11 protein-coding genes are annotated in these 12,383 nt (G+C 66.9%); 8 read left to right on the top strand and 3 right to left on the bottom strand.

What is annotated here, in order from left to right:
* Positions 1–53: 53 nt before the first annotated feature.
* A complete protein-coding gene (recN, locus tag ACV22W_RS18135) occupies positions 54–1,703 on the bottom strand; it encodes a DNA repair protein RecN (protein WP_448020843.1) in 1,650 nt (549 codons plus the stop codon).
* Positions 1,704–1,722: 19 nt separating this feature from the next.
* The gene (locus tag ACV22W_RS18130; protein WP_059535408.1) at positions 1,723–2,625 is read right to left on the bottom strand and encodes an NAD kinase; all 903 of its coding nucleotides are present in this window, start codon (positions 2,623–2,625) and stop codon (positions 1,723–1,725) included.
* Positions 2,626–2,755: 130 nt separating this feature from the next.
* Here ACV22W_RS18130 and hrcA point away from each other — a divergent pair, with 130 nt between their 5' ends.
* The 3 genes from hrcA (at position 2,756) to ACV22W_RS18115 (ending at position 5,394) form a co-directional block, all read left to right on the top strand.
* Positions 2,756–3,778: a heat-inducible transcriptional repressor HrcA gene (hrcA, locus tag ACV22W_RS18125; RefSeq protein ID WP_011544637.1), complete on the top strand. Its 1,023-nt coding sequence runs from the start codon at positions 2,756–2,758 to the stop codon at positions 3,776–3,778.
* Between the two features lie 138 nt (positions 3,779–3,916).
* On the top strand, positions 3,917–4,981 hold the full coding sequence (hemH, locus tag ACV22W_RS18120) for a ferrochelatase (protein ID WP_448020841.1): 1,065 nt from the start codon (positions 3,917–3,919) through the stop codon (positions 4,979–4,981).
* Between the two features lie 5 nt (positions 4,982–4,986).
* Positions 4,987–5,394, top strand: coding sequence for an RNA-binding S4 domain-containing protein (locus ACV22W_RS18115; protein WP_448020840.1), 408 nt, complete (start codon positions 4,987–4,989; stop codon positions 5,392–5,394).
* Here the strand turns inward: ACV22W_RS18115 and ACV22W_RS18110 are convergent.
* Positions 5,366–5,527, bottom strand: coding sequence for a hypothetical protein (locus tag ACV22W_RS18110; protein ID WP_006476841.1), 162 nt, complete (start codon positions 5,525–5,527; stop codon positions 5,366–5,368). The genes ACV22W_RS18115 and ACV22W_RS18110 overlap by 29 nt on opposite strands.
* 351 nt (positions 5,528–5,878) lie before the next feature.
* Between ACV22W_RS18110 and grpE the strand changes: the two genes are divergently transcribed.
* From grpE to ACV22W_RS18085, 5 genes are all read left to right on the top strand, one after another.
* Positions 5,879–6,424 (top strand): nucleotide exchange factor GrpE, encoded by a 546-nt coding sequence (grpE, locus tag ACV22W_RS18105; RefSeq protein WP_059465453.1) that lies wholly within the window; start codon positions 5,879–5,881, stop codon positions 6,422–6,424.
* Between the two features lie 10 nt (positions 6,425–6,434).
* Positions 6,435–6,875: a thioredoxin family protein gene (locus tag ACV22W_RS18100; protein ID WP_448020837.1), complete on the top strand. Its 441-nt coding sequence runs from the start codon at positions 6,435–6,437 to the stop codon at positions 6,873–6,875.
* Positions 6,876–7,022: 147 nt separating this feature from the next.
* On the top strand, positions 7,023–8,975 hold the full coding sequence (dnaK, locus tag ACV22W_RS18095) for a molecular chaperone DnaK (protein ID WP_448020835.1): 1,953 nt from the start codon (positions 7,023–7,025) through the stop codon (positions 8,973–8,975).
* Between the two features lie 253 nt (positions 8,976–9,228).
* Entirely contained in the window at positions 9,229–10,365 is a 1,137-nt protein-coding gene (gene dnaJ, locus ACV22W_RS18090; RefSeq protein ID WP_059535417.1) for a molecular chaperone DnaJ, read from the top strand.
* 4 nt (positions 10,366–10,369) lie between these two features.
* Positions 10,370–12,289, top strand: coding sequence for a chorismate-binding protein (locus ACV22W_RS18085; RefSeq protein WP_448020833.1), 1,920 nt, complete (start codon positions 10,370–10,372; stop codon positions 12,287–12,289).
* Positions 12,290–12,383 lie beyond the last annotated feature (94 nt).

Here is a 12,383-nt window from a genome sequence, read left to right as displayed (position 1 = left end):
AACAAGACCGGCGCATGCGCCGGTCTTTTCGCGTTCGGGGGCGGGTGCCCGCGTCAAGCCGCCAGCATTTCCTTAGCGTGCTTGCGCGTCGTCGCGGTGATCTCGAGCCCACCGAGCATGCGGGCGACTTCCTCGACCCGGCTCGCCTTGTCGAGCGGGACGACCGACGAGACGGTGCCGCCGCGGTCGTCGGCACCCTTCGCGACCTGGAAGTGATGGTCGCCGCGCGCGGCGACCTGCGGCAGGTGCGTCACGCACAGTACCTGGCGGTCACGCCCGAGCTGATGCAGCAGGCGGCCGACCACCTCGGCGACGCCGCCGCCGATGCCCGTGTCGACTTCGTCGAAAATCAGCGTCGGTGTCGGGCTGGCGGCGCTCGCGATCACAGCGAGCGCAAGGCTGATCCGTGCGAGTTCGCCGCCCGACGCGACTTTCGCGAGCGGCCGCAGCGGCACGCCGGGGTGTCCCGCGACCCGGAATTCGACCTGCTCGAGCCCGTGCGGGCCGCCGTCGGCGAGCGGCACGAGCGCGACTTCGAAGCTGCCGCCCGCCATCGACAGTTCCTGCATGCCGGCCGTGACGGCCGTGCCGAGCGCCTTCGCTGCCTGCGCGCGCGCCTTCGACAGGTGTTTCGCGTCGGTGAGATAGGCTTCCCATGCCTTGGCCTGCGCGGCTTCGAGCGCGCCGAGATCGGCGGCTGCGTCAAGCGCGGCGAGCTGCGCGCGGCGTGCCGCATGTTCCTCGTGCAGCGTGTCGGGCGGTAGCCGGAACTTGCGGGCGGTCGAGTGCAGCGCGTCCAGGCGCGTTTCGACCTGCGCGAGCCGGGCCGGGTCGAGATCGAGGCGCTGCGCGTAGTGCGACAGCGAATAGACGGCTTCCTGCAGCTGGATCTCGGCAGGTTCGAGCGATGCGAGCGCGTCGCCGAGCCCCGTGTCGTAGTCGGCCAGGCTGCGCAGCTTCGACACGATCGCGCCGAGCTGCGGGAGCATCGCGTCGTCGGCCTCGGACAACGCGTTGAGCGCACCCTGCACGCCGGCGATCAGGTTCGCCGAATGCGACAGGCGCTTGTGCTCGCTGCCGACTTCGTCCCATTCGCCCGGTTGCGGTGCGAGCTTGTCGAGCTCGGCGAGCTGCCATGCGAGCTTCTCGCGTTCGAGCTGCAGTTCGCGCTCGTGCGCCTTCGCGGCGTCGATCGCCTGCGTCGCGTCGCGCCAGACGCGCCACGCGCGTGCGACGTTCGCGGCATCGGCGACGAGCCCCGCGTGCGTGTCGAACAGCTCGCGCTGCGCATCGGGACGCATCAGCAACTGGTGCGCGTGCTGGCCGTGGATGTCGACCAGCATCTCGCCGAGCTCGCGCAGCTGCGCGAGCGTCGCGCTGGTGCCGTTGATGAACGCGCGCGAGCGGCCGTTCGCGTCGATCACGCGGCGCAGCATCACGGTGTCCTCGGCGTCGAACGCGTGTTCGTCGAGCCAGCGCGCGACGCGGTCGTGCGGCGTGAATTCGGCGGTGATGTCGGCGCGGCCGCAGCCGGCGCGCACGACGCTCGCGTCGGCGCGTTCGCCGAGCGCGAGGGCGAGGGCGTCGATCAGGATCGATTTGCCGGCGCCGGTTTCGCCGGAAAAGACGGTGAAGCCGCTGTCGAATTCGAGATCGAGCGCGGCGACGATGACGAAGTCGCGAATCGAGAGGTGGCGAAGCATGGTGTCGGGCTCGGGTGCGTCAGGACGCCTTGTCGTCTTCGTTCGATGCGTGTTCGTTCCAGTGCAGCTTCTTGCGCAGCGTCGCGTAATAGCTGTAGCCGACCGGATGCAGGAACGGCACCGTGTGCTTCGAGCGGCGCACCTCGATCGTGTCGTTCAGCTCCAGCGCGGTAAACGACTGCATGTCGAAGTTCACGTTGACGTCGCGGCCGCCGACGATCTGGATCGCGATCTTCGAATCGTCGGGCAGCACGATCGGCCGGTTCGACAGCGCATGCGGCGCGATCGGCACGAGCACGATGCCCTGGAGTTGCGGGTGCAGGATCGGCCCGGCCGACGACAGCGCGTACGCGGTCGAGCCGGTCGGCGTGGCGACGATCAGGCCGTCCGAACGCTGGTTGTACATGTACCGGCCGTCGACCGACGCGCGCAGCTCTACCATCCCGGAAAAGCCGCTGCGGTTCACGACGACGTCGTTGAACGCGAGTGCATGGTAGATCGGTTCGCCGTCGCGCACGATCCGGGCCTCGAGCAGCGAGCGCTCTTCGCGCTCGAACTTGCCCGACAGGATCACCGGGACGCGCGCCTGCATGTCGGCCGCCGCGATGTCCGTGATGAAGCCGAGCCGCCCGTGGTTGATCCCGATCAGCGGTGTCTTGTACGGCGCGAGCTGGCGGCCGATGCCGAGCATCGTGCCGTCGCCGCCGAGCACGACTGCCACGTCCGCGCGCGCGCCGATTTCCGCCGGGGTGAGCGCCGGATATCCGGAGATGCCGATCTCGCGCGCGGTTTCGGCTTCGAACACGACCTCGAAGCCGAGCTTCGCGATGCAGCCAGCCAGCGTGGCGAGCGGCTCGGCGATGCCGGGCGTGTTGCTCCGGCCCACGAGCGCGACAGTATTGAACTGATTACCGGTTTTCATGCCGGCATTACACCATAGCTCGTTGACGAAAAGAACCGGCTGTGTGAAGACGGGGCCGGATCGGTCAGCCCGCGCGACAGTGGCCGCGGCCACTCGCCGTGCTCGCGCGGTTGCGCTAAAATTTTCCACCATGCTAGATCCTCGCGCACGAACCCTCCTGAAAACCCTGATCGAACGGTATATCGCCGACGGTCAGCCGGTCGGCTCGCGCACGTTGTCCCGTTACTCGGGGCTCGAGCTGAGCCCGGCAACGATCCGCAACGTGATGTCCGACCTGGAGGAGCTCGGCCTCGTGTCGAGCCCGCACACGTCGGCCGGCCGCGTGCCGACGCCGCGCGGCTATCGCCTGTTCGTCGACACGATGCTGACGGTCGAGGCGCCGATCGATGCCGAGGCCGTCGCGCGCCAGGTGCAGAACACGCTGCAGGCCGGCGAACCGCAGCAGCGGGTGGTGGCCGCCGCGGCGAGCGTGCTGTCCAACCTGTCGCAGTTCGCGGGTGTCGTGCTGACGCCGCGCCGCAGCCACGTGTTCAAGCAGATCGAGTTCATGCGGCTGTCGGACAAGCGCATCCTGCTGATCATCGTCACGCCCGAGGGCGACGTGCAGAACCGGATGCTCGCGACGCCGCGCGACTATTCGCCGTCGCAGCTCACCGAGGCGTCCAACTACATCAATGCGCATTTCGCCGGGCTGTCGTTCGACGAGGTGCGCCGCCGCCTGCGTGACGAGATCGACCAGCTGCGCGGCGACATGACCACGCTGATGCATGCGGCCGTGACGGCCAGCACCGAGGTGCCCGACACCGAGGACACCGTGCTCATTTCCGGCGAGCGCAACCTGCTCGAAGTGGCGGATCTGTCGTCCGACATGGCGCGGCTGCGCAAGCTGTTCGACGTGTTCGATCAAAAAACGGGCCTCCTGCAATTGCTCGACGTGTCGAGCCACGCCCAGGGCGTGCAGATCTTCATCGGCGGCGAATCGACGCTGGTGCCGATCGAGGAAATGAGCGTCGTGACCGCGCCCTACGAGGTGAACGGCCAGATCGTCGGCACGCTCGGCGTGATCGGCCCGACCCGCATGGCGTACAACCGCGTGATCCCGATCGTCGACATCACCGCGCGGCTGCTGTCGCTCACGCTGAGCCAGCAGTAACCCGAGCTGTTACCGTTCCGCCATCGTGCCGCGACGCTCCGTGCGTCGCCAGTCGGCCGAACGGCCAGCCGACCGGAGCGAGGCGGCCCGCTATAATTGAAGGCCGTTCGACTGCGTGCCCCGAGCACGTTCCTGCCCATGCGTTTCGATCTTGAGCCGCCTTCGAGCATTGCGGCCGCCCATCGCATCGGCGTGCTGCTGATCAATCTCGGCACGCCCGACGCCCCGACGCCACGCGCGGTGCGGCGCTATCTGGCCGAATTCCTGTCGGATCCCCGCGTCGTCGAAATCCCGCAGGTCGTCTGGCAGGTGCTGCTGCGCACGCTGATCCTGCCGCTGCGCGGCCGCGCGTCCGCGAAGAAATACGCGGCCGTCTGGATGCCCGAGGGCTCGCCGCTGCGCGTGTACACCGAGCGCCAGACCGAAGGCGTGCGCCACCTGCTCGCATCGAACGACTACCAGGTGACGGTCGACTACGCGATGCGCTACGGCAGTCCGGGCATTGCGCAGGCACTCGCGCAGTTCAAGCGCGCGGGCGTCGAGCGAGTGCTCCTGATGCCCATGTATCCGCAATATTCGGCGTCCACCACCGCGACCGCGTTCGATGCCGCGTTCGCCGCGCTCGCGCGGATGCGTAACCAGCCGGAAGTGCGCACGGTGCGGCAATATGCCGACCACCCGGCCTACATCCACGCGCTTGCCGAGCAGGTGCGCCAATACTGGGCGCAGCACGGCCGGCCCGACTTCGCGGCCGGCGACAAGCTCGTGCTGAGCTTTCACGGGGTGCCGAAACGCACGCTCGACCTGGGCGACCCCTATCATGACCAGTGCCAGCAGACGGGCGCGCTGCTGATGGCCGCGCTCGGGCTGTCGACACTCGAGTGCCGCGTGACGTTCCAGTCGCGCTTCGGCAAGGCGGAGTGGCTGCAGCCGTATACGGCGCCGACGCTGCGCGAACTCGGTGAGGCCGGCGTGCGGCGGGCCGACGTGTTCTGTCCTGGTTTTACGGCCGATTGTCTGGAGACGATCGAGGAGATCGGGATGGAGGTGCGTGACGAGTTCATCGCGGGCGGCGGCCAGGCCTTCCACCGGATTCCGTGCCTGAACGGCGCGCCCGCGTGGATCGGCGCGGTGGGCGAAATCGTCGCCGAGAATCTGCAGGGCTGGCCGGTGAAGGCCGCACAGCCCGAAACGGTGAGTTGAACGCGATGAATTACAAGATTTCGACGGAACCCAGCGCGAAGCTGCGCATCGACAAATGGCTGTGGGCAGCGCGCTTCTTCAAGACGCGCTCGCTCGCGTCCGACGCGGTCGACAAGGGCCACGTGAAGATCGGTGGCGCGGCGGTCAAGCCGGCGAAGGACGTGCGCGTCGGCGACGAGGTCGAGATTGCGATCGACGGTGTCGTCTGGCACATTGCCGTGCTGGGTATTTGCGACGTGCGCGGGCCCGCGAGCATCGCGCAAACGCTTTACGAGGAAACGGAAGCGGGGCGCGTCGCGCGGCTCGCCGAACTGGAGCGGCGCCGCACGTATCGCGAGCCGGCGGCGGAACTGCACGGCCGGCCGACCAAGCGCGACCGGCGCATCATCGACAGATTTTCTGGTGGGAGCTGAACATCTGATCGAACGTCGCCCGCGCGCTTCCGTATTCGGTCGTGCGGTCGGTCACGGCCCCGGACAGGCAGATGGTGGTGGTGCCGGCAATCAGTACCAGCGCGACCACCGATATGGCAAAGGTCAGTTTCACGGTACTCGCCTCGATGGGACGGTGAATGCAGCGCCAGGTGGATGTCAGGCGACGGTAAGCTAGGGTAAACGCGCTTTCTCGACGCTTGAGTGGAGTGTAGTGCAGCCCCCTGTGGCGAGCTAGTACTTGCCTGGTAAGCGTTGTTACAGGCCGTTTCGTCCAATCTGGCGACAAATGCGCGCAATCGGGCGACGCGCAGCGCGGTTGTTTCGCGGTATTGGCGAATGCCGGCGAATAACCCTCTTGAAATCGCAGTTTTCGCCCTTATTTGCACCAACAATGTGCGGTGCCGCCGGCATACGGTCCGGCGGTTGCCGATTTGGCTTCAACCTCTAATCGACTTTCAGCGACATGGAAAACACGCAAGAGAACCCGGCTACCCAATCGGCCGAAGACATCGGCAGCGAGAAGCAGGCGGCGCAAGGCGCTGCTCCCGCCGCCGAAGCAGCCGACGCGGCGCTCGCGGAGGCTCAAGCCAAGGTCGCCGAGCTGCAGGAGAGCTTCCTCCGGGCGAAGGCCGAGACCGAGAACGTCCGCCGCCGTGCGCAGGAAGACGTCTCGAAGGCGCACAAGTTTGCGATCGAGGGCTTCGCTGAGCACCTGCTGCCCGTGCTGGACAGCCTCGAGGCCGCCGTCAGCGACACGTCCGGCGACATCACGAAGGTGCGCGAAGGTGTCGAGTTGACGCTGCGCCAGCTGACGAGCGCGCTCGAGAAGGGCCGCGTCGTCGCGATCAACCCGGTCGGCGAGAAGTTCGATCCGCACCAGCACCAGGCGATTTCGATGGTGCCGGCCGATCAGGAGCCGAATACCGTCGTGACCGTCCTCCAAAAAGGCTACACGATCGCGGACCGCGTGCTGCGCCCGGCGCTCGTCACGGTCGCCCAGCCGAAGTAAGGCGGCCGCGATGGCCCCCACCGGCGTCGATCCGGCCGCGTTCGAAGCGTTCGACATGCAGGCGCTGGCGGCCGACACGTTCGACGCCGGGATCGCCGGCGTCGGCGACGCGCTCGCCGTGGTGTTCTTCTGGGGCGTCGACTGCTTCAACTGCGAGATCGCGAAGAAGGCGATGCTCGCCCAGCCGGACGCGATCCGCGCGCTGGACCTGAAGTGGTTCCATTGCAACGTGTACGAACATCATGAGCTGGGGCGCCGCTTCGGCCTGCACGGCGTGCCGACGTGGTTCTTTTTCCACCGCGGCAAGCGGCTCGGCCGCGCGACCGGTTGGCATGGCCTTGCGCAGTTCCAGGCGGCGGTGTCGGCGGCGCGCGCGAAGATCGCCGCGGCGGCAGGGGCGCCGTCGGACCGCGACGACGGTCCGCACGATCCGGCTACCGGCGGCGATTGAAAAAATTTAATATCCGCATCGCCTGGCGGGTCTTGAAAACGGATCGGCCGGACGCATTTCGGGAACAGAGTTGAATTCTGGCGCGCGAAACTGCCCAAAAAAGCGGGGTTTCGCGCAGCAAACAGGCATTTCTGGAGATTAGGAAAAATGGGAAAGATCATCGGTATTGACCTCGGCACCACGAACTCGTGCGTCGCCATCATGGAAGGCAACCAGGTCAAGGTCATCGAGAACTCGGAAGGCACGCGCACGACGCCGTCGATCATCGCCTACATGGACGATAACGAAGTGCTCGTCGGCGCCCCGGCCAAGCGTCAGTCCGTGACCAACCCGAAGAACACGCTGTTCGCGGTGAAGCGCCTGATCGGCCGCCGCTTCGAAGAGAAGGAAGTCCAGAAGGACATCGGCCTGATGCCGTACGCGATCATCAAGGCCGACAACGGCGACGCATGGGTCGAAGCGCACGGCGAGAAGCTGGCGCCGCCGCAGGTTTCGGCGGAAGTGCTGCGCAAGATGAAGAAGACGGCCGAAGACTACCTCGGCGAGCCGGTCACGGAAGCCGTGATCACGGTGCCGGCGTACTTCAACGACAGCCAGCGTCAGGCAACCAAGGACGCCGGCCGCATCGCGGGCCTCGAAGTCAAGCGGATCATCAACGAGCCGACCGCGGCCGCGCTCGCGTTCGGCCTCGACAAGGCCGAGAAGGGTGACCGCAAGATCGCCGTGTATGACCTCGGCGGCGGCACGTTCGACGTGTCGATCATCGAGATCGCGGACGTCGACGGCGAAATGCAGTTCGAAGTGCTGTCGACCAACGGCGACACGTTCCTCGGTGGCGAAGACTTCGACCAGCGCATCATCGATTACATCATCGGCGAGTTCAAGAAGGAGCAGGGCGTCGACCTGTCGAAGGACGTGCTCGCGCTGCAGCGCCTGAAGGAAGCCGCTGAAAAGGCGAAGATCGAGTTGTCGTCGAGCCAGCAGACCGAAATCAACCTGCCGTACATCACGGCCGACGCATCGGGTCCGAAGCACTTGAACCTGAAGATCACCCGCGCGAAGCTGGAAGCGCTGGTCGAGGATCTGGTCGAGCGCACGATCGAACCGTGCCGCATCGCGATCAAGGACGCCGGTGTCAAGGTGTCGGACATCGACGACGTGATCCTGGTCGGCGGCCAGACCCGCATGCCGAAGGTGCAGGAGAAGGTGAAGGAGTTCTTTGGCAAGGATCCGCGCCGTGACGTGAACCCGGACGAAGCCGTCGCAGTCGGCGCGGCGATCCAGGGCCAGGTCCTGTCGGGCGACCGCAAGGACGTCCTGCTGCTCGACGTGACCCCGCTGTCGCTCGGCATCGAGACGCTCGGCGGCGTGATGACGAAGATGATCAACAAGAACACGACGATCCCGACGAAGCACGCACAGGTGTATTCGACGGCGGACGACAACCAGTCGGCCGTGACGATCAAGGTGTTCCAGGGCGAACGCGAGATGGCGGCAGGCAACAAGCTGCTCGGCGAGTTCAACCTCGAAGGCATCCCGCCGTCGCCGCGCGGCGTGCCGCAGATCGAAGTGACCTTCGACATCGACGCGAACGGCATCCTGCACGTCGGCGCGAAGGACAAGGCGACCGGCAAGGAAAACAAGATCACGATCAAGGCGAACTCGGGCTTGTCCGACGCTGAAATCGACCAGATGATCAAGGACGCGGAAGCGAACGCAGCGGAAGACCACAAGCTGCGCGAGCTGGCCGATTCGCGCAACCAGGGCGACGCGCTGGTCCACAGCACGAAGAAGGCGCTCACCGAGTACGGCGACAAGCTGGACGCGGGCGAGAAGGAAAAGATCGAAGCGGCGCTGAAGTCGCTCGAGGACGTGCTGAAGGATACGTCGGCCGACAAGGCGGGGATCGACGCGAAGGTCGAGGAACTCGGTCAGGCTTCGCAGAAGCTCGGCGAAAAGATGTACGCCGACATGCAGGCGCAGCAGGCCGGTGCGGCCGGCGCGGCGGGTGCAGCAGAAGGCGCGGCCCACGCGGGCGGTGCGCAGCAGGCTGCGGACGACGTCGTCGACGCCGAGTTCAAGGAAGTGAAGAAGGACTAAGCCGGGTTGCCATGGCACCGCACGCCGCGCGCGACACGCGCGCGGCGCGGCTGAACAGCGGTCTGTCTTTCCTTCCGGATGGCCGGATCGACTCCACGCCTGGCGGGCTTCGCGGCCCTCCGGGCACATTTGTTTTTTGGCGGGTGCTGCGCGAGCCGTCCGCGGACGGCGCAGCGCCAGACGAGTCGAGAGACTTTACTGCGGGCGAAAGGAGCCGCCGCGTGCGTGACGCGCGTCGGCACAGCGAATCGATATGGCGAAACGGGATTACTACGAGGTTCTGGGCGTCGCGAAGAATGCGAGCGACGACGAAATCAAGAAGGCGTATCGCAAGCTTGCGATGAAGTATCACCCTGACCGCAATCCGGACAGCAAGGATGCGGAAGAGCATTTCAAGGAAGCGAAGGAAGCCTATGAAATGCTGTCGGACGACCAGAAGCGCGCGGCGTACGACCAGTACGGCCACGCGGGCGTCGATCCGAACATGGGCGGTGCGGGCGGACAGGGTTTCGGCGGCTTCGCGGATGCGTTCGGCGACATCTTCGGCGACATCTTCGGTCAGGCCGCGGGCGGTGCCGCGCGTGGCGGCCGTGGCGGTCCGCAGGTGTATCGCGGTGCCGACCTGCGCTACAGCATGGAAATCACGCTCGAGCAGGCCGCGCACGGCTACGACACGCAGATCCGCGTGCCGAGCTGGGTGTCGTGCGAAGTCTGTCACGGTTCGGGCGCGAAGCCCGGCACGAAGCCGGAAACCTGCCCGACTTGCCACGGCCAGGGCACGGTGCGCATGTCGCAGGGCTTCTTCAGCATCCAGCAGACCTGCCCGAAGTGTCACGGCACCGGCACCTACATTCCCGAACCGTGCGCGCACTGCCACGGGTCGGGCAAGGTGAAGGAAACCAAGACGCTCGAAGTGAAGATCCCGGCCGGCATCGACGACGGGATGCGGATCCGCTCGGCCGGCAACGGCGAGCCGGGCATCAACGGCGGGCCGCCGGGCGACCTGTACGTCGAGATCCACATCAAGCCGCACTCGGTGTTCGAGCGCGACGGCGACGATCTCCACTGCCAGATGCCGATTCCGTTCACGACCGCCGCGCTCGGCGGCGAGATCGAGGTGCCGACGCTGGCCGGCCGTGCGACGTTCCCGGTGCCGGAAGGCACGCAGTCGGGCAAGACGTTCCGCCTGCGCGGCAAGGGGATCAAGGGTCTGCGTTCGAGCATCGCGGGCGATCTGTACGTACACGTGCAGGTCGAGACGCCCGTGAAGCTGACCGACCAGCAGCGCGACCTGCTCAAGCAGTTCGAGAAGTCGCTGGCTGAGGGCGGTGCACGTCACAGCCCGCAGAGCAAGAGCTGGTTCGACCGGGTGAAGAGCTTCTTCGAGTAACGGCATGACTGAAGGCAACGAGAGCGCGTCGTTCGCGCTCTTGGACGATTGCGACTCGACCGCGTCCGCGCGGTCGAGTCGTTTGTATTCCGGTTTCGTGCGCGAACGCGTGTGCACGGATCCGGCACGGCTCGACGAGCTCGATGCGGCGGTGGCGCAGGATCTGCGCGACGGGCTGCATGCGGTCGTCGTCGGCGATTACGAATTCGGACGCAATCTTGAAAGAGCGCAGCCGGGCCATGCCCCGCTGCGCTTTTTGCTGTATGCGCGCTGCGAGCGCCTGTCGCGCGACGAAGTCGACGCGTGGCTCGCGCAGCAGGACGGCGGCGGCCCGCCGTCGATCGCGGGCGTCGCGCATGTCGCGAAGAGCGTGTCGCGCGACGCGTTCGACGCGGCGATCGCCGCAGTCCACGACGCGCTGCGCGCGGGCGATTCGTACCAGATCAACTACACGTACCGGCTGAATTTCGACATGTTCGGCACGCCGCTCGCGCTGTACCGGCGGCTGCGCGCGCGTCAGCCGGTGCGTTATGGCGCGCTGATCGCGCTGCCCGACGGTGCGTCGGTCGTGTCGTGCTCGCCGGAGCTGTTCGTCGAGAAGCACGGCGATGTGCTGCGCGCGCGGCCGATGAAAGGCACCGCGCCGCGCTCGGCCGATCCGCGCGACGACGCGGCGGCCGCCGCGTTCCTCGCGAACGATCCGAAGAACCGTGCGGAAAACGTGATGATCGTCGACCTGCTGCGCAACGACGTGTCGCGGATCGCGCGCACGGGCACGGTCAGGGTGCCGGCGCTGTTCTCGGTCGAGCCGTACGCGTCTGTATGGCAGATGACGTCGACGGTCGAGGCCGGCTGGCGTGACGGCACCACGTTCGCGCAGATGCTGCGCGCGCTGTTTCCGTGCGGATCGATCACCGGTGCGCCGAAGCACAAGACGATGGAACTGATCGACGCGATCGAGTCGACGCCGCGCGGGCTCTATACGGGCGCGATCGGCTGGCTCGACGCACCGCCGGAACGCGCATCGGCAGGCGATGCGTCGCCCGACGATGCGGCCGGCTGCGGCGATTTCTGCCTGTCGGTCGCGATCCGGACGCTGACGCTCGAGGCAGTCGATGTCGATGCCGCCGCAACGATCGACACGCGTGACGCGGCAACGGCCGCAGCCGGCAGGCGGCGCGGCACGATGGGTGTCGGTGCGGGCATCGTGCTCGACAGCGTCGCCGCCGACGAATATGCGGAGTGCGAATTGAAAGCGCGATTCCTGACCGACGCCGATCCCGGCTTCCAGTTATTCGAAACCACCGCCGCGACGCGTGCGGACGGCATCCGGCATCTCGAGCGCCATCTAGCACGGCTGCGGCGCAGCGCGGATGCATTCGGCTTTCGCCTCGACGCCGATGCGTTGCGCCGCGAGATCGACGCGCGCTGCGCGGCGCTCGACGGCGACGGTCCGTACCGGATGAAGCTCGCGCTCGCGAAGGATGGCACGGTCGACATCACGGCCGCGACGTTGAAATCGCTGCCCGCCGGGCCGGTCGGCGTGATGCTCGCGTCCGCGCACGGCTTCGCACCGACCCGCACGTACGACGCGCTGCTGCTGCACAAGACGACGCGCCGTGCCGAATACGACCGCGCTTGGCAGGCGGCGGAGGCGCTTGGCGGCTTCGACATGTTGTTCGTCAACGAGCGCGGCGAGGTGACGGAAGGCGGGCGCTCGAACCTGTTCGTGAAGCTCGACGGCCGGTGGGTGACCCCGCCGCTGTCGAGCGGTGTGCTGCCGGGCGTGATGCGCGGCGTGCTGCTCGACGAACGCACGTTCGGCGCCGAGGAACGCGTCGTCACGCTCGACGATCTGGCGCGCGCCGAGGCGCTGCTGCTGACCAATGCACTGCGCGGTGCGCTCGATGCGGTATTGAAATGAAGTGGGACGACTGGGCCGCGTACCGGAAGAACCGGCACCGCTGACCTTCGGCAACACGGCATCCAAAGAAAAAGCGCGGCGCCCCGCAAAGGGT

The sequence above is a fragment of the Burkholderia sp. AW49-1 genome (assembly GCF_053427845.1).
The sequence above is the reverse complement of the archived record's forward strand: the minus strand, read 5'-3'. Positions and strand labels throughout refer to the sequence as shown.

Bases quoted from the DNA above. Each gene is read 5' to 3' on its own strand.
- recN (WP_448020843.1), bottom strand. From the start codon at position 1,703: ATGCTTCGCCACCTCTCGATTCGCGACTTCGTCATCGTCGCCGCGCTC.
- ACV22W_RS18130 (WP_059535408.1), bottom strand. From the start codon at position 2,625: ATGAAAACCGGTAATCAGTTCAATACTGTCGCGCTCGTGGGCCGGAGC.
- hrcA (WP_011544637.1), top strand. From the start codon at position 2,756: ATGCTAGATCCTCGCGCACGAACCCTCCTGAAAACCCTGATCGAACGG.
- hemH (WP_448020841.1), top strand. From the start codon at position 3,917: ATGCGTTTCGATCTTGAGCCGCCTTCGAGCATTGCGGCCGCCCATCGC.
- ACV22W_RS18115 (WP_448020840.1), top strand. From the start codon at position 4,987: ATGAATTACAAGATTTCGACGGAACCCAGCGCGAAGCTGCGCATCGAC.
- grpE (WP_059465453.1), top strand. From the start codon at position 5,879: ATGGAAAACACGCAAGAGAACCCGGCTACCCAATCGGCCGAAGACATC.
- ACV22W_RS18100 (WP_448020837.1), top strand. From the start codon at position 6,435: ATGGCCCCCACCGGCGTCGATCCGGCCGCGTTCGAAGCGTTCGACATG.
- dnaK (WP_448020835.1), top strand. From the start codon at position 7,023: ATGGGAAAGATCATCGGTATTGACCTCGGCACCACGAACTCGTGCGTC.
- dnaJ (WP_059535417.1), top strand. From the start codon at position 9,229: ATGGCGAAACGGGATTACTACGAGGTTCTGGGCGTCGCGAAGAATGCG.
- ACV22W_RS18085 (WP_448020833.1), top strand. From the start codon at position 10,370: ATGACTGAAGGCAACGAGAGCGCGTCGTTCGCGCTCTTGGACGATTGC.